We start from the raw sequence: 15232 nt of genomic DNA on the forward strand, positions 1-15232 counted from the left end.
AACCCGTGGCTCAGCTCGACTGCGTCGAGACTTCGGGCAGCTTCGCCAGGTGCGCCTCCACCTGTCCGAGCGCGGTCGACATGTCGACCAGTGCCTGCGTGCACGCGTCGGCAGCACCCTCGGTGCCGCACGTGTTGTCGCGGTAGGCCCGGATGGCCTTGTCGAGCGACCGTCCCGCGCCGGCCAGCTCGGGATGTTCAGTACCCGCGAACTTCTGCGCCGTGCCGGGGATGGTGCCGAGCTGGGTGACGTACTTCTGGCAGCCGGGCGGGTCCATCTCCCTCGGGTCGGTGAAGCACACGTCCACCGTCAGTGCCTCGAGCTTCACGCGGAGTTCCGCGGGGCCGGGGTCGGGCGCGGCAGCCTTCGGGGTCGGGCCCGCCTCGCGGGAACAAGCGGACAGCGGCAGCAACACCACCGCGGCGGCGGTGACCAGAAGAGCACGGGTACGCACGACTTCACGGTACGCACCGCGAGATACGGTGCTGCTCATGCCCTTGCTCGACCTGCGTACCGATCCCGTCGACCTCACCGCCGCGCTGGTGGACATCCCGAGCGTCTCGGGGGAGGAGGCGGTGATCGCCGACGCCGTGGAGTCCGCGCTCCGTGCCCAGGCACCGCACCTCGAGGTGGTTCGCAACGGCGACGCCGTGCTCGCGCGCACGTCGCTCGGCAGGCCGTCACGGGTGGTGCTCGCCGGGCACCTGGACACGGTGCCCGTCAACGACAATCTCCCCGGCAAGCGCACCGGAGACGGAGCCGGCGAGGTGCTGCACGGCCTCGGCACCGTGGACATGAAGGGCGGCGACGCCGTGTTCCTGCACCTCGCCGCCACCCTTCCGGAGCCGAGGCACGATGTGACGTTCGTGTTCTACGACTGCGAGGAGGTGGAGGCCGTCCGCAACGGTCTCGGCCGGATCGAGCGTGAGCTGCCCGAGTGGCTCGGCGGTGACCTCGCGATCGTCGGGGAGCCGTCCAACGCCGTGATCGAGGCCGGCTGCCAGGGGACCATGCGCATCGAGCTGCGCACGGCCGGTACGCGGGCGCACACGGCACGGGCGTGGATGGGCAGCAACGCCATCCACGCACTCGCCGAACCGCTGCGCAGGCTCACCGCCTACGAGCCGAGGGTCGTGGAGATCGACGGGCTCACCTACCGCGAGGGCCTGCAGGCCGTGCGCATCGGCGGCGGGGTCTCCGGCAACGTCGTGCCGGACGCGGCCCTGCTCGCCGTCAACCACCGGTTCGCCCCCGACCGCAGCCCCGAGCAGGCCGAGCAGCACCTGCGCGAGGTGTTCGACGGCTTCGACGTGACCGTGGTCGACAGCTCACCCGGTGCGCTGCCGGGGCTCGGTGAGCCCGCTGCGGCGGAGCTGGTGGCGGCCGCGGGTGGCGAGGTCGCGGCGAAGCTCGGCTGGACCGATGTCGCCCGCTTCGCCGCGCTCGGGATGCCCGCGGTGAACTTCGGCCCCGGCGACCCGACGCTCGCGCACACGCGGCAGGAGCACGTCGCCGCCGCCGAGATCCGCCGCGTCGCGAAGGTTCTCGGGGCGTTCCTGTCGTCCTGACCTTTAGGCTGGGCGCTGTGAGTGACCAGGTGACACACAGCGTCCAGGACGACGCGGAACACCCTCCCGAGCGGCACCGCGGTCCGGTGGTGCTGCGCCGGTCCCGGCAGGCGGAGGACTCGACCACCGACCAGCGCCTGCTGGACTCGAGGGGCCCCAGCGACTGGGTGCACACCGATCCGTGGCGCGTGCTGCGCATCCAGGCCGAGTTCGTGGAGGGCTTCGGCGCGCTGGCCGAGGTGCCGCGTGCCGTCACGGTGTTCGGTTCCGCGCGCACGCCGCGCGACCACCCCGAGTACCAGCTGGGCCGCGACATCGGCACCGCGCTGGCCAACGCGGGCTTCGCCGCGATCACCGGTGGCGGGCCCGGTTCGATGGAGGCCGTCAACCGGGGCGCGTCGGAGGCCGGCGGGCTGTCCATCGGCCTCGGGATCGAGCTGCCCTTCGAGCAGGGCCTGAACCCGTGGGTGGATCTCGGCGTCAACTTCCGCTACTTCTTCACCCGCAAGACGATGTTCATCAAGTACGCGCAGGCGTTCATCTGCCTGCCGGGCGGGTTCGGCACGCTGGACGAGCTGTTCGAGGCGCTGACGCTCGTGCAGACGAAGAAGGTGACCAAGTTCCCCGTGGTGCTCTTCGGCCGCGACTACTGGGGCGGGCTCTACGAATGGGTTCGCAACACGGTGCTCGCGGAGGGCAAGATCGGGGAGCGCGACGCCGCTCTGCTCCACGTCACCGACGACATCGACGACGCGGTGGGCGTCGTGCTCGAGGCGTACAAGGCGTGGGAGGACACTCACTAGTGCGACGCGTATGCGTGTTCTGCGGCTCGTCGGCCGGCAACAGCTCCGACTACGCGGAGGAGGCCGCGAAGGTGGGCACGTTGCTCGCCGAACGCGGCCTGGGCGTGGTCTACGGCGGGGCGAGCGTGGGCCTGATGGGTGCCGTCGCCGATGCCGCGCTGGCCGCGGGTGGTGAGGTGATCGGTGTGATCCCGAAGCACCTGATGCGGGTGGAGATCGCGCACCACAACCTCACCGAGCTGCATGTCGTGGAGGACATGCACGAGCGCAAGGCGACGATGGCCGCGCTGTCGGACGCGTTCCTCGCGCTGCCGGGCGGGGCCGGGACGCTGGAGGAGCTGTTCGAGGTGTGGACGTGGGCCCAGCTCGGGCTGCACGCCAAACCGATCGGCCTCGTCGACTCGGGGGGCTACTTCGCCAAGCTCGCCGAGTTCATCGACCACATGTCGGCCGAGGGCTTCCTCAACCGGGCCAGCCGCGAGCTGATCACGATCGACGCGGACCCGGCCGCGCTGCTCGACGCCTTCGAGAAGCACGACGCGGTCCCTGTCGACAAGTGGGCTTGATGACCTCCCCCAAGGCCACCTTTGTTGCGTTGAACGCAACAAAGGTGGCCTTGGGGGCCACTTGCTGAGGACTCAGGCCGCGTCGGGACGCTTGTGATAGGCGTCCACGTACTCCTGCTTCGACAGTTCCATGATCGCGTACATGATCTCGTCGGTCACCGCGCGGCGGATGGCAGGCGAATCCCTGAGTCCGTCGTAACGGGAGAACTCCAGCGGGTCACCGAAGCGCACGGTGACCCGCACGAGCCTCGGCACCTTCTTGCCATGTGGGAGGAGCCGGTCGGTGCCGGTCAGCGCCACGGGCACCACAGGCGCACCCGTCGCGAGCGCGAGCGCCCCGACCCCGGTGTGCCCCCGGTGCAGGCGGCCGTCGAGCGAACGCGTGCCCTCCGGGTAGATGCCGAACGCGCCGCCGTCATCGAGCACCCTGCGGGCGGCGCCGAGCGCGGCCAGGCCCGCCGCCGCGTTGCCGCGCTCCACCGGCACGTAGCCGAGGGCGGAGAGGAACGCCGCCATCAGCCGCGCCTTCGGTCCCTTGCCGGTGAAGTACTCGGCTTTGCCGAGGAACGCCACGGGCCGCGGCGTCACGATGGGGATCACGAAGGTGTCGGCGGCGGAGCGGTGGTTGGCGGCCAGGATCACCGGCCCGTTCAGTGGCACCTTGTCCGCGTCGACGACGACCGGCCGGTACACGAGCCTGGCCAGCGGCGCGAGTATCCGGCGGATCAGCAGTTGCAGCACGTCTCCTCCAGCGGCGTTGTCCGTCCAGCATGGCACGATCGGTTCTCATGAACGAGGAGTGGTTCGCCCGGCGAACCTGGCAGGCTCCACAGTGGACGGCCGATGAGCTGCGGCTCGCCAAGGGCGGGCGCACGGTGTCCGTGGTGCTGCCCGCGCTGGACGAGGCCGGCACGGTGGGTGACGTCGTCGCGTCGGTGCGCCCGCTGCTGGGCACGCTCGTCGACGAGCTCGTGGTGGTCGACTCGGGCTCCACCGACGGCACGGCCGACGTCGCCGAGCGCGCGGGGGCGCGCGTGGTGCACCGCGAGGACGTGCTGCCGGACTGGCCGCCGTTGCCCGGCAAGGGCGAGGTGCTGTGGCGGTCGCTGGCGGCGACCACCGGCGACGTCGTGGTGTTCCTCGACTCCGACCTCGTCGACCCCGATCCCGGGTTCGTGCCGTCGCTGCTCGGTCCGCTGCTGTGCGAGGACGGCGTCCAGCTGGTCAAGGGCTTCTACCGCAGGCCGCTGCGGCTCGAATCGGCCGAGCTGGGCACCGGCGGAGGCCGCGTCACCGAGCTGCTCGCGAGGCCGCTGCTGGCAGCGCTGCGGCCCGCGCTGTCCGGACTCGTGCAGCCGCTCGGCGGCGAGTACGCGGGCACACGGGACCTGCTGGAGTCGGTGCCGTTCGCCACCGGGTACGGCGTGGAGATCGGCCTGCTGCTCGACGCCGAATCCCGGTACGGGCTCGACGCGCTCGCGCAGGTGAACCTGGGCGTGCGCAAGCACCGCAACCGTTCGCTGCTGCAGCTCGGCGTCATGGCGCGGCAGATCCTCGGCACGGCACTCTCCCGCTGCGACATCGACGCGTCCGGCGCTGGGCTGACCCAGTTCACGCAGGTGGCGGGGGAGTGGCTGCCCGAGCACACCGAGGTGGCCGTCACCGACCGCCCGCCGATGCGCGAGGTGCTCGCCGCCCGCCGCTGAGGTGGCCGACGGTGGCCCGGGTGGTGGCTCTCCCGCGGGTGTCGGTGCCGTGTGCCACGATCGGGGCGTGACCACCGCGCTCATCTATCTCGTCGTGATGCTGCTCGTGGCCGCCGTGGTGTTCCTGCTCGCGGCCGTGGTGTTCGGCCGGGGCGAGGAGCTGGCACCGCTGGCGCCCGGCAGCTCGCCGACCCGGCTGCCTGCCGAGGACATCACCGGTGAGGACGTGAGCGCCGTGAAGTATCAGCTCGTGCTGCGCGGCTACAAGATGTCCGAGGTCGACTGGGTGATGGGACGGCTCGGCGGCGAGATCGACAGTCTGCGCGCGCGGGTGGCCGAGCTCGAGGCGCAGCTGGCCCAGCGCAACGAACGCGAGGCGTCCCAGTGAGCGATCTGGTGTCGTCCGTCGACGTCGCGGCGCCGGCGGGGACGACGTGGCTGGCGCTCACCGACTGGCACCGGCAGCGCGAGTGGATGCTCGGCACCGAGGTTCGGGTGGTGTCCGGCAACGGCCGCAGCGTCGGTTCGAAGCTGGAGGCGTTCACCGGTGTCGCGGGTGTCGGCTTCACCGACTCGATGGAGATCATGAGCTGGGAGCCGCCCGTGCGTTGCACCGTGCGTCACCTGGGATTCCTGGTGCGCGGGACCGGTTCTTTCCACGTGCAGGAGCGGGGTCAGAACCGTTCGGTGCTGATCTGGTCGGAACAGCTGGACCTGCCGTTCGGGGTCGTGGGGCGGCTCGGCTGGCCGGTGGTGAAGCCCGTGTTCTCCCTTGGCCTGCGCCGCTCGCTGCACAACTTCGCGAAGTTCGCCGAGTCGTATGTGGTGGGCGGATGAGCGAGCTGCTGGGCCAGGATGGCGTCGCGCGGTGCTCGTGGGGCAACTCCGCGCCCGACTACGCCGCCTACCACGACACCGAGTGGGGCGTGCCGTTGCGGGGCGAGGTGGCGCTGTTCGAGCGGCTCTCGCTGGAGGCGTTCCAGTCCGGGCTGTCGTGGCTGGTGATCCTCCGCAAACGCGAGGCGTTCCGGCGGGTGTTCCACGGCTTCGACCCCGAGCGCGTGGCCGCCTTCGGCGAGGACGACGTGACGCGCCTGCTCGCCGACGCCTCGATCGTGCGCAACCGTGCGAAGATCCACGCGACCATCACCAACGCGCGGGCCATCGCGAACCTCGACGTGCCGCTCGATGAGCTGCTGTGGTCGTTCGCGCCGGACCCGGAAGTCCGCGTCCGGCCGGCCACGATGTCGGACGTGCCCGCGGTGACGGCCGAGTCGAAGGCGATGGCGCGCGCGTTGAAGAAGCGCGGCTTCGCCTTCGTCGGCCCCACCACGTGCTACGCGATGATGCAGGCCACCGGCATGGTCGACGACCACGTCGAGGGCTGCTTCCGCGCGGGCTGAGCAGGCTCAGGCGCCGGTGAAGTCGGGCTTGCGCTTGTTGACGAACGCGTCCACGGCCTCGCGGTGGTCGGCGGTGGCGCCGAGCGCCGTCTGCGCGGCGTCCTCCTCGGCGAGCGCCTCCTCCAGCGTGCTCTCGGCGGCGGCCGTGAGGGTGCCCTTGATTCTGGCGTAGGCCGCGGTCGGCCCCCCGGCGAGTTTCGCTGCCAGTTCCTGCGCCCTCGCCGCGAGGTCCTCGTCGGCGACGACCTCGCCGACGAGGCCGATGCGCAGCGCCTCGGCGGAGTCGACCGGACGCGCGAGCAGCATCAGCTCCGCCGCGCGGCCGTAGCCGACCAACCGCTGCAGGGTCCACGACGCGCCCGAGTCGGGACCGAGGCCGACGCTGGCGAAGGCCATCAGGAAGTTGGCGGAGGCCGCGGCGATCCGCAGGTCGGCGGCGTAGGCGAACGCGGCGCCCGCCCCGGCGGCCGGGCCGTTCACGGCGGCGATCACGGGCTTGGGTGCCTCGACGATCGCCCGCACGATGGGGTTGTAGTGCTGGGTGACCGTGCGCAGTGGTGCGTCGTCGCCCGCCTGCAGCAGCCCGATGTGCTGCTTGAGATCCTGCCCCGCGCAGAACGCCTTGCCCGCGCCGGTGAGCACGATCGCCCGGACCTCCTGATCGGCCGAGGCGTCCCGCAGCTCGGCGAGCAGCCGCTCCTTCAGCTCGACCGTGAGCGAGTTGTATGCCTTGGGGCGGTTCAGGATCAGGGTGCGCACGCGGCCGCTGTCGCTGCGCAGCAGCACGTCCTCGGTGGTCACGAAAAACCCTCCGTTCGTCTGGGTCGCCACGCGAGTCTGGCAGCCCCGCGAGCCGCATACCAGCAGGGATGCGCCGACGCTAAGATCGGTCCGCGTTCACGGCCCGCTGCTGATGGGGGACAATGGTCACGACCCGGTTGTTCCCAGGAGCGCGAGCCGGGCACTGCTTGAAGACGGAGGGAGCACGCTATGGCGGCCATGAAGCCCCGGACCGGAGATGGTCCCCTCGAAGTTACTAAGGAGGGGCGGGGCCTCGTGATGCGCGTACCGCTCGAGGGCGGTGGGCGACTCGTCGTCGAGCTGTCGGCCGAGGAGGCCAAGGACCTCGGTGCGGCCCTTCAGGAGGCCACCAGCTAATCACGTTCTCTGCCCGTACCCGCCAGCGTCGAGTCCTTTCGGGCTGGCTGTCTTCATCGTGCCTGGAGGCCGCTGATGACGCGCTCCCCGCTCCCGTCCGTACCCAGCCGGCTGCTCGACGTCGAGGTCGGCGACACCGCGCGCAAGGGGGAGCCGCTCGCCGCGGTGCTCACCTCTGACGGCGAGTCACCGTTCGCCGACGTCGCGGACCGGGTGCGCGCGACCGGCAAGGCGGGTGAGGTGCACGTGGTGCCCGGTGACGACGGGCCGAGGTGGCTCGTCGGCGTCGGCGGCGGCGAGGAGAAGCAGTACCGGGCGGCGGGCGCGGCGTTCATCCGCGCGGCCAACGCGTTCGCGGAGGCCGAGTCGGACGCGGGGCGCAAGGCGCCGAAGCGGGTGCACGTCCAGCTGCCCGCCGATGCCGGATCCGAGGAGTACGCCGCCTTCGCGACAGGCGCCCTGCTCGGCGGCTACCGCTACCGCGTCAGCTCCGAGGAGCCGAAGGCGAGCGTGCGGACGGTGCGCCTGCTGACGGAGGCCGCGTCCACGCACGAGGGCGCCGTGAGCAGGGCGCGCGAGCTGGCGGCTTCCTCCGCGCTGGCCCGCGATCTCGCCAACACCCCGGCGAACGTCAAGAATCCGGCGTGGCTGGCCGACGTGGCCGAGAAGGCCGCCGACGAGGTGCCGGGACTCTCGGTCACGGTCCGGGACGAGGAGTGGCTCGCGGCGCAGGGCTTCGGCGGCGTGCTCGCGGTGGGCGGCGGCTCGGTGAGCCCGCCGAGGCTGATCGAGCTGAACCACCGGCCTCGCGGAGCCACCACACACCTGCTGCTCGTCGGCAAGGGCATCACGTTCGACACGGGCGGGATCTCGATCAAGCCCGCTCAGGGCATGCACCTCATGCGCACCGACATGTCCGGCGGCGGCGCGGTGATCGCGGCGATGCGGGCGATCGCGGCGCTGCGGCTCGGCGTGCGCGTGACGGGCCTCGTGCCTGCCGCGGAGAACCACGTGTCCGGCTCGTCCTACCGGCCCGGCGACGTCGTGCGGCACTACGGCGGGCGCACCACGGAGGTCGCCAACACCGACGCCGAGGGCCGGATGGTGCTGGCCGACGCGATCGCCTACGGCGTCCAGCGGTACCGGCCGGACGCCGTCGTGGACGTCGCGACGCTGACGGGTGCGATGAAGGTGGCGCTCGGCCTGCGTACCGGTGGTCTCTTCGCCAGCGACGACGAACTGGCCGAGCGCGTGCGGGCCGCCGGGGAGCGGGCCGGTGAGCAGTGGTGGCGGATGCCGCTGCTGGAGGACCACGCCGCCGACGTGCACAGCGACATCGCCGACGTCCGGCAGGCCCCGCCCGGGCCCGGCGGGATCACCGCGGCGCTGTTCCTGCGCGAGTTCACCGCGGGGCTGCCGTGGGCGCACTTGGACATCGCGGGCCCTGCGCGCTCGGAGAAGAACTACGACGAGGTGGTGCCGGGCGGCACCGGGTTCGCGGCGCGCACGCTGGTGGAGCTTGCCGCCTCCTACGTCACCGGCTGAGCCCGGTCACCGACGAAGTCCCGGAACGCCGCCACGGCAGGCGGCAGCGGGTGGCGCACCGGCCAGACGAGCCCGATGGCGCGGGTGACCCTCGGCGCGAGCGGTACCTCCGCGACGCCCGCCGGGGTGCCCGGCTCGAACTTCGGCAGCAGCGCGATGCCGAGTCCCGCGGCGACCAGGCCGCGCACGGTGTCGGACTCCTGCCCCTCGAACGCGATCGCCGGCGTGAACCCGGCGCGGCGGCACAGGTCGTCGGTGATGGTGCGCAGGCCGTAGCCGTGTTCGAGCAGCACGAAGTCCTCGTCGGCGAGGTCGGTCATCCGCACGTGCCCCCGGCCTGCGAAGCGGTGCTCCGCCGGGACCGACACAAACAGCTCCTCCTCGGCGAGCGTGACGGCCTCGACGTCGGGGTCCGCTGGCGGCGGGGCGACCAGCGCGAGGTCGATCGTGCCCGCGCGCAGGCGCTCGACGATGTCCTGCCGGGAGCCCTGGACCAGGCTGAACCGGGCGTGCGGGTACGCGACGCGGAAGTCGCGCAGCAGGCGGGGCACGAGCGAGCGGCCGAGCAGGTGCAGGAAGCCCAGCACGACGTGCCCGCGTTGCGGGTCGATCTCCTCGCGGGCCTGGCGGACTCCGCTCGCGAGAACGTCGAGCGCGCGGTCGGCGGCCTCGGCGAGCAGCTCGCCCGCGCGCGTCAGCCGGATGCCGCGTCCCTCCGGGACGATCACCGGGGCGCCGAGGTGCTCGCCGAGTGCCGCGAGCCGCCTGCTGGCCGTGGGTTGCGGGATGCCGAGTTCCTGTGCCGCGCGGGTGACGTTGCGAGTGAGCCTGAGCACGCGCAGCAGCGGCGCGTGCGCGGCGATCTCGGCCGTGAGCGGGGCGTCCGCCGATTCATCCAGCACGGTATCGATTATCGCTGATCCGCGTATTGGACGTATTGGTTGCCGGTGCTTAGCGTCGCCGGAGTGGCGACGTTGGCGCGGGAACGCGCGGTGGGGACCCGCTGGATCAGCCTGGCGATGGCGGCGGCGGGCGTGTGCTCGTTCGCGCTGCTCTACGCGCCGCAGCCGCTGCTGCCGCAGCTGGCGGCGGAGTTCGGGCTCGACCCGGGGAGGGCGTCGCTCGCGGTGAGCGTCGCGACGGGAGCGCTCGCGATCGCGGTGCTGCCGGTCGCGGTGCTCTCGGAGCTGGTCGGGCGGCGCCCGATCATCGTCGCGTCGGTACTCGCGTCGGCCGCGCTGGGGCTGGCGCTGCCGTTCGCGCCATCCTTCGAGACCCTGCTCGCGCTGCGGGTGCTGCAGGGCATCGCGATCGCGGGCTTCCCAGGGGTGGCCGCGGCGTACCTGGTGGAGCAGCTCGGCCGCACCGGCGTCGCGGCGGCGGTCGGGATGATGATCGCCGGCAACACCATCGGCGGCATGGCGGGCAGGCTGGCGAGCGGCTTCACCACCGACTGGCTCGGCTGGCACGGCGCACTCGCCGCGGTGGCGCTCCTGGCTCTCCTCTGCGCACTACTCACCGTGTTCACCCTGCCGCCCGGCCCCCGCTCGCGTAGGGAGCAAGGGAGCTTTACTACCGCGAAACGAGAGCAAAGCTCCCTTGCTCCCCGAGAGGCGGGGTCGGGGAGGTTGCGGAGCGTGTTCGCCGGGATCGGGCTGGCGCTGCGGAAGCCGGTGCTGCTCGCCCAGTACGCGGTCGCCCTGCTCGCGATGGGCTCTTTCGTCGCGCTCTACAACGCCGCCGGGTTCCGCCTCACCGGGGAGCCGCTCGGGCTCCGCCCCGCCGTCGCCTCGTTGGTCTTCCTCGCCTACGCGCTGGGCTCGGTGTCGTCCGCGACGGCGGGCAGGCTCGTCGGGCGGCTCGGCCGCCGCCGCGCCCTGCTGCTCGGTCTCTCGACGACCATCGCGGGCACCCTGCTGACGCTGCCCGACTCGCTGCCGCTCGTCATCGCCGGGTTCCTGCTGCTCACGGCAGGGTTCTTCGCCGCGCACGCCGTCGCCAACGGGTGGGCCGCCGCGGAGGCTCCCGACGGGGCACGCGGCCAGGCGGGTGGCCTCTACACGCTCGCGTATTATCTCGGCAGCAGCGTCGGCGGCACCCTCGGCAGCGTCGTCTACGGCCACGCGGGGTGGGGCTGGCTCGTCGCCGTCGTCACCACCTGGCTCGCGCTCGCGATGCTCAGCTGCCTACCGCGGCCGCGAGCAGCCCGCTCCCGACCGGGATGATCGCCGGGCGCAGCCGCTCGTCCTCCCGCACCGCCCTCGCCACCTCGCGCAGGGCCAGCAGCTCGGGATCCCGCCGCGCCGGGTCGCCGAGCCTGCCGCCGACCAGCACGTTGTGGAACACGATCACGCCGCCCGGCCGCAGCAGCTGCACCCCGAGGTCGAAGTACCCCGGGTACTCGACCCGCGCCGCGTCGGCGAACACCATGTCGTAGCCGCCCGAGGTGAGCCTCGGCAGCACATCGAGCGCCCTGCCCATGATCAGCCGCATCCGACCCGGCGGGAAGCCCGCGTCGAGGAACACCCTGCGCGCCGAACGGTGGAACTCCGGTTCGAGGTCGATCGTGGTCAGCACCCCGTCCGCGGCCATGCCTCTCAGCAGGTGCAGGCCACTCACCCCGGTGCCCGTTCCGATCTCCACGACGGCTCTGGCCTGCAGCGTCGCGGCGAGGAAACCCAGCGCGGCGCCGGTCGCGCACGACACCGGCAGGCAGCCGAGCTCCTCGGCCCGCGCTCGCGTGGCGGCGAGGAGCTCGTCGTCGGGGAGGTAGGTCTCGACGAAGTCGCCGAGGTCGACCGGCCCCGTGATGCTCGTCTCGGAGTTCACGCGCAGAGGTTAGCGCGGGAGTCCCGGCGACTCGGTCAACCACGCTGAACCGTCTTCTCAGGCTGCTCTCAGACGTATCTCACTAGAACCATAAGGAAGCACGGAAAACTACGTCCCAAGGATGGGAACACTCCACGCAAGCACTGCGTTGGGCAGGGTAGAAAAGGGGGAGACAGGCCGATGGAGGTGCCTCAGCTGTCGCGAAACAGCACGCAGACCGCGCCGAAGCCGACCGATACCGAGGTGGCGGAGCCGACCACGGTGAGCGCCGCGGGCGATCAGGGGGACGCCGCGTGGACGCCGCCGTCGTGGGACGAGGTCGTGCGGGAGCACGCCGACCGCGTCTACCGGCTGGCCTACCGCCTCACGGGCAACACGCACGACGCCGAGGACCTCACCCAGGAGACCTTCATCCGGGTGTTCCGCTCGCTCGCGTCGTACAAGCCCGGCACGTTCGAGGGCTGGCTGCACCGCATCACCACCAACCTGTTCCTCGACATGGCACGACGCCGCTCGCGCGTGCGCATGGAGGGACTGCCCGACGACACCGACCGCATCGTCGGTGACGACCCGAGCCCCGAGCAGGTCTACTCCGAGACGCATCTCGACCCCGACCTGCAGGACGCGCTCGACGAGCTGCCTCCCGAGTTCCGCGCCGCCGTCGTGCTGTGCGACGTCGAAGGTCTTTCGTACGAGGAGATCGGCGCTACCCTCGGGGTTAAGCTCGGCACCGTGCGCAGCAGGATCCACCGCGGCCGCCAGGCACTGAAGGCTTCCCTGGAGCGTCGCCGCGCGCTCAAGCTGGAGGCCACGGTATGACCGAACACCGGGGGTGGGGGCTCCCCGAGTCGCATCTGTTGCCGGACGCGGTGGTCGCGTTCGTCGACAGGGAGCTGTCGCTGGGCGCCCACGAGCGCGCCGCGGCACACATCGCCCGGTGTCCAGGCTGCGCGGCCGACGTCCGCGCGCAGCGGCAGGCCCGCTCCGCCGTGCAGCACGCACAGGCTCCCTCGATGTCGCCAGGGTTCCTCGCGAGCCTGCGCTCGATACCGGAGCACACCGACATCACGACCACGCCGGACAACCTCGCGATCACCGAGGACGGCCAGCTCGTCGCCATCCAGCGGCCGGACCGCGTCGCGGGCCTGCGCAACGGCCTGCCGAGCGGACCGCTGGGCAGCTCGGCCCCGCTGGGCAACTCGGCCAACGTGCTGGGCAGCGGTGCACGTCTCGGCTCCTCGCGGCGCCGCGCGGCACAGGGTGCCGGTGTCGTCGTGTCCGGGCTGGTGCTGAGCGCGCTCGCGCTCGTCGCCACGGTCGGAGCCGACGACCCGGACGGCGAGCAGGGCGGCACGGCCCCCGCCGGGGTACTGCGGGCGCAGTTCGGCAACAGCCCCGCCCCGACGCCGACCACCACCAGCGTCAGTACGACCACCCCGGCTCCGGCGCTGAGCACCACCCCGGCCGCCGTGCCGATGGAAGGTCCGCGCTGAGCAACGCCCACTTCACTGTGGGGGCGGCAGAATTCGAGTGCTGAGCTCGGCGCGTAGGGTCGCTTCGAGCAACCACACCGAGCACTGAAGCCGTCTGTCTGTCGGGGAATGATGAACCAGCCACCGAACCCGCCCCAGGAGGAACCCGGCGAGCAGGGCCCTCGGCTGCGGCCGAGGCCCATCGCCCGCCCCTCCGTCGATCCGGCACTCGCCGCGACGTTCGGCAGGCCGCGCGGGGTCGACGGTCCCTTCGACAAGCTCTACACCCCCGACAGCGCGAGCCACCGCAACGGCGGCGCCGTCACACCGCCGCCTCCGGAGTCGCTGGCCGAGGCGTTCGGCAAGCCGCCGGGCTCGGAGAGCGTGCTCCTCCAGCGGCCACCCGACGACAACGGGGCCCACCCCGGCCAGGAACCGGGTAAACCGCTGTGGTCCTCGTCGGGTGATCCGTGGCGAGACCCCGGCTCCGGCGCGGTGCTCGGCGGCCCCGCGGTGCTCGCGGAGGACGACGAGCCCGACGAGCAGGAACGTCCGCGCGGAGCGCTGCTCAGCCTGCCCGAGGTGCTGTTCGGCCGCCGCGTCAAGCCCACCGCGCTGGCCCTGCTCGGGGCGATCGCCCTGCTCGTCGGCGCGGCGGGCGGCCTCGTCGGCTGGGGTTTGGCCAGCGCGGGCGACTCGCTGACCGGTGAGCTCAACATCGCCGAGGCGGAGGCGGGCAAGGAACGGGCGGCGGGCTCCATCGCCGACATCGCGAAGCGGGTGTCGCCCGCGGTCGTGTCCATCGAGGTCAAGTCCGGGCAGTCGGGCGGCTTCGGCTCCGGCGTGGTGATCGACCCGCAGGGCTACGTGATCACCAACAACCATGTGGTCTCCCAGGCCACGCGCGACGAGCAGGCAGAGATCACCGCCGTGTTCATCGACGGCACCAGGGCGAAGGCCGAGATCGTCGGCACGGACCCCAAGACCGACCTCGCCGTGATCAAGGTGAACGTCTCGAACCCCGTGGTGATCGAGATCGGCAAGTCGTCCGACCTGGCGCCAGGGGACGCGGTGATCGCCGTCGGCTCACCGTTCGGCCTGGAGAACACCGTCACCGAGGGCATCGTCAGCGCACTGGACCGGCCGGTCACGGCGCCCGGCGAGAACGGCGACCCGCCCGTCACCTACGACGCGATCCAGACCGACGCCGCGATCAACCCCGGCAACTCCGGCGGCGCCCTGGTCGACTCCACCGGTGCCCTCGTGGGCATCAACTCCCTCATCCGCACCGTCGGCACCGGCGGGGAGGGCGGGAGCATCGGCCTCGGCTTCGCGATCCCGGTGGACCAGGCCATGCGGATCAGCGAGGCGCTCGTGCGCGACGGCAAGGTCAACCACGCCGACCTGGGCGTCAACGCGTCGTCCGTCGCGGCCAACACCTCCGAGGGCGCGCAGATCCAGAACGTGGTCGACGGAGGCCCCGCCGCGAACGCGGGCATCAAGGAAGGCGACGTGATCACGAAGGTCGGCGACCGCCAGGTACGCAACGCCGCCGAGCTGACCGTCGCCGTCCGCGAGCACGACATCGGCGAGGTGGTGCCGGTCAGGGTGGTCCGTAACGGTCGTCCCCTTACCGTCGACGTCACCTTGGGTTCAGACTAACGGGGTACGCTGGTCGCGACGGGTCCGAGCGGAGGTTCGCAGCGTGTTCGAAAACATCGGCTGGGGCGAGATCCTCGTCCTGCTCGTTGCCGCGTTGTTCATCCTCGGCCCCGAGCGTCTGCCCGAGGCGGCCGCCTGGCTCGGCCGGTCGGTGCGCAAGGTCAGGGACTTCGCCTCCGGTGCGCGACAGCAGCTGCGCGACGAGATGGGTCCCGAATTCGAGGAGTACCGCAAGCCCATCGAGGACCTTCGCGCGTTGCGCAACTTCGACCCGAAGCGCGCCGTGACCCAGCACCTCTTCGACGGCGACCCGGACCCGCTCGGTCTGAACAACATCAACGGCACGAACGGGCACTCCAACGGCTCGAACGGCCACGCGAACGGCATCCCCAAAGCCGCGGCCGCGCCGGCGCCCGAACCTCTCAAGCCGGGTGAGAAGCCCCCGGTGGACCCCGACGCGACGTAGCCGACTGCCCGCGAGTCCCCCGCTCGTGCCCGCGAGTTCCGCGTTCGCGTCACC

Annotated in this window: 19 protein-coding genes; 14 read left to right on the top strand and 5 right to left on the bottom strand. The window is 71.9% G+C overall.

Translation table 11 applies throughout. The annotated features are described in order from the left end of the window. Window positions 1-10: 10 nt before the first annotated feature. On the bottom strand, window positions 11-454 hold the full coding sequence (locus BA062_RS06385; RefSeq protein ID WP_110335131.1) for a hypothetical protein: 444 nt from the start codon (window positions 452-454) through the stop codon (window positions 11-13). A gap of 37 nt (window positions 455-491) precedes the next feature. Here BA062_RS06385 and dapE point away from each other — a divergent pair, with 37 nt between their 5' ends. The 3 genes from dapE to BA062_RS06400 are packed head-to-tail and all read left to right on the top strand — an operon-like array spanning window position 492 to window position 2937. After that, complete coding sequence (gene dapE / locus BA062_RS06390; protein WP_110335265.1) at window positions 492-1568, top strand: succinyl-diaminopimelate desuccinylase; 1077 nt, start codon at window positions 492-494, stop codon at window positions 1566-1568. A gap of 17 nt (window positions 1569-1585) precedes the next feature. Beyond that, window positions 1586-2371: an LOG family protein gene (locus tag BA062_RS06395; RefSeq protein ID WP_245959698.1), complete on the top strand. Its 786-nt coding sequence runs from the start codon at window positions 1586-1588 to the stop codon at window positions 2369-2371. After that, on the top strand, window positions 2371-2937 hold the full coding sequence (locus tag BA062_RS06400; RefSeq protein WP_110335132.1) for an LOG family protein: 567 nt from the start codon (window positions 2371-2373) through the stop codon (window positions 2935-2937). Before BA062_RS06395 ends, BA062_RS06400 begins: the two co-directional genes overlap by 1 nt. Before the next feature lie 72 nt (window positions 2938-3009). On the opposite strand, the gene BA062_RS06405 is transcribed toward BA062_RS06400, so the two are convergent. Next, the gene (locus tag BA062_RS06405; RefSeq protein WP_110335133.1) at window positions 3010-3678 is read right to left on the bottom strand and encodes a lysophospholipid acyltransferase family protein; all 669 of its coding nucleotides are present in this window, start codon (window positions 3676-3678) and stop codon (window positions 3010-3012) included. A 47-nt stretch (window positions 3679-3725) separates the two neighbouring features. Here BA062_RS06405 and BA062_RS06410 point away from each other — a divergent pair, with 47 nt between their 5' ends. The 4 genes from BA062_RS06410 to BA062_RS06425 all read left to right on the top strand — a co-directional run bounded on the left by BA062_RS06410 (window position 3726) and on the right by BA062_RS06425 (window position 6046). Continuing rightward, window positions 3726-4643, top strand: a complete 918-nt coding sequence (locus tag BA062_RS06410) for a glucosyl-3-phosphoglycerate synthase (RefSeq protein WP_110335134.1) — start codon at window positions 3726-3728, stop codon at window positions 4641-4643. Between the two features lie 67 nt (window positions 4644-4710). After that, window positions 4711-5031: a DivIVA domain-containing protein gene (locus BA062_RS06415; RefSeq protein ID WP_110335267.1), complete on the top strand. Its 321-nt coding sequence runs from the start codon at window positions 4711-4713 to the stop codon at window positions 5029-5031. Then, window positions 5028-5480 carry an SRPBCC family protein gene (locus BA062_RS06420; protein WP_110335135.1) on the top strand — a complete coding sequence of 151 codons (453 nt, stop codon included), beginning with the start codon at window positions 5028-5030 and terminating at the stop codon, window positions 5478-5480. Before BA062_RS06415 ends, BA062_RS06420 begins: the two co-directional genes overlap by 4 nt. Further along, window positions 5477-6046, top strand: a complete 570-nt coding sequence (locus BA062_RS06425; RefSeq protein WP_110335136.1) for a DNA-3-methyladenine glycosylase I — start codon at window positions 5477-5479, stop codon at window positions 6044-6046. The genes BA062_RS06420 and BA062_RS06425 overlap by 4 nt, the downstream gene beginning before the upstream one ends. Window positions 6047-6052: 6 nt before the next feature. Here the strand turns inward: BA062_RS06425 and BA062_RS06430 are convergent, their stop codons facing one another. Continuing rightward, window positions 6053-6847 carry an enoyl-CoA hydratase-related protein gene (locus BA062_RS06430; protein ID WP_110335137.1) on the bottom strand — a complete coding sequence of 265 codons (795 nt, stop codon included), beginning with the start codon at window positions 6845-6847 and terminating at the stop codon, window positions 6053-6055. Window positions 6848-7036: 189 nt separating this feature from the next. Here BA062_RS06430 and BA062_RS06435 point away from each other — a divergent pair, with 189 nt between their 5' ends. Together BA062_RS06435 and BA062_RS06440 are read left to right on the top strand one after the other, a co-directional pair. Then, window positions 7037-7204 carry a DUF3117 domain-containing protein gene (locus tag BA062_RS06435; RefSeq protein WP_009152618.1) on the top strand — a complete coding sequence of 56 codons (168 nt, stop codon included), beginning with the start codon at window positions 7037-7039 and terminating at the stop codon, window positions 7202-7204. A gap of 75 nt (window positions 7205-7279) precedes the next feature. Continuing rightward, window positions 7280-8749: a leucyl aminopeptidase gene (locus BA062_RS06440; RefSeq protein WP_110335138.1), complete on the top strand. Its 1470-nt coding sequence runs from the start codon at window positions 7280-7282 to the stop codon at window positions 8747-8749. On the opposite strand, the gene BA062_RS06445 is transcribed toward BA062_RS06440, so the two are convergent. Further along, window positions 8734-9651 (bottom strand): LysR family transcriptional regulator, encoded by a 918-nt coding sequence (locus BA062_RS06445; protein ID WP_110335139.1) that lies wholly within the window; start codon window positions 9649-9651, stop codon window positions 8734-8736. The genes BA062_RS06440 and BA062_RS06445 overlap by 16 nt on opposite strands. Before the next feature lie 105 nt (window positions 9652-9756). On the opposite strand from BA062_RS06445, the gene BA062_RS06450 reads away from it, so the two are divergent. Then, window positions 9757-10974, top strand: a complete 1218-nt coding sequence (locus BA062_RS06450; protein WP_245959708.1) for an MFS transporter — start codon at window positions 9757-9759, stop codon at window positions 10972-10974. On the opposite strand, the gene BA062_RS06455 is transcribed toward BA062_RS06450, so the two are convergent. Beyond that, window positions 10928-11578, bottom strand: coding sequence for an O-methyltransferase (locus BA062_RS06455; protein ID WP_110335140.1), 651 nt, complete (start codon window positions 11576-11578; stop codon window positions 10928-10930). The two genes, BA062_RS06450 and BA062_RS06455, sit on opposite strands and share 47 nt — an antisense overlap. 180 nt (window positions 11579-11758) lie before the next feature. On the opposite strand from BA062_RS06455, the gene sigE reads away from it, so the two are divergent. From sigE to tatB, 4 genes are all read left to right on the top strand, one after another. After that, the gene (gene sigE / locus BA062_RS06460) at window positions 11759-12397 is read left to right on the top strand and encodes an RNA polymerase sigma factor SigE (RefSeq protein ID WP_110335141.1); all 639 of its coding nucleotides are present in this window, start codon (window positions 11759-11761) and stop codon (window positions 12395-12397) included. Continuing rightward, on the top strand, window positions 12394-13071 hold the full coding sequence (locus BA062_RS06465; protein ID WP_110335142.1) for an anti-sigma factor: 678 nt from the start codon (window positions 12394-12396) through the stop codon (window positions 13069-13071). The genes sigE and BA062_RS06465 overlap by 4 nt, the downstream gene beginning before the upstream one ends. Window positions 13072-13182: 111 nt before the next feature. Next, window positions 13183-14712, top strand: coding sequence for a trypsin-like peptidase domain-containing protein (locus BA062_RS06470; RefSeq protein ID WP_110335269.1), 1530 nt, complete (start codon window positions 13183-13185; stop codon window positions 14710-14712). Window positions 14713-14755: 43 nt separating this feature from the next. Next, window positions 14756-15178: a Sec-independent protein translocase protein TatB gene (tatB, locus tag BA062_RS06475; RefSeq protein ID WP_110335143.1), complete on the top strand. Its 423-nt coding sequence runs from the start codon at window positions 14756-14758 to the stop codon at window positions 15176-15178. Window positions 15179-15232: the final 54 nt, after the last annotated feature.

The organism is Prauserella flavalba, from assembly GCF_003202235.1.
Taxonomy (GTDB): Bacteria; Actinomycetota; Actinomycetes; order Mycobacteriales; family Pseudonocardiaceae; genus Prauserella_A; species Prauserella_A flavalba.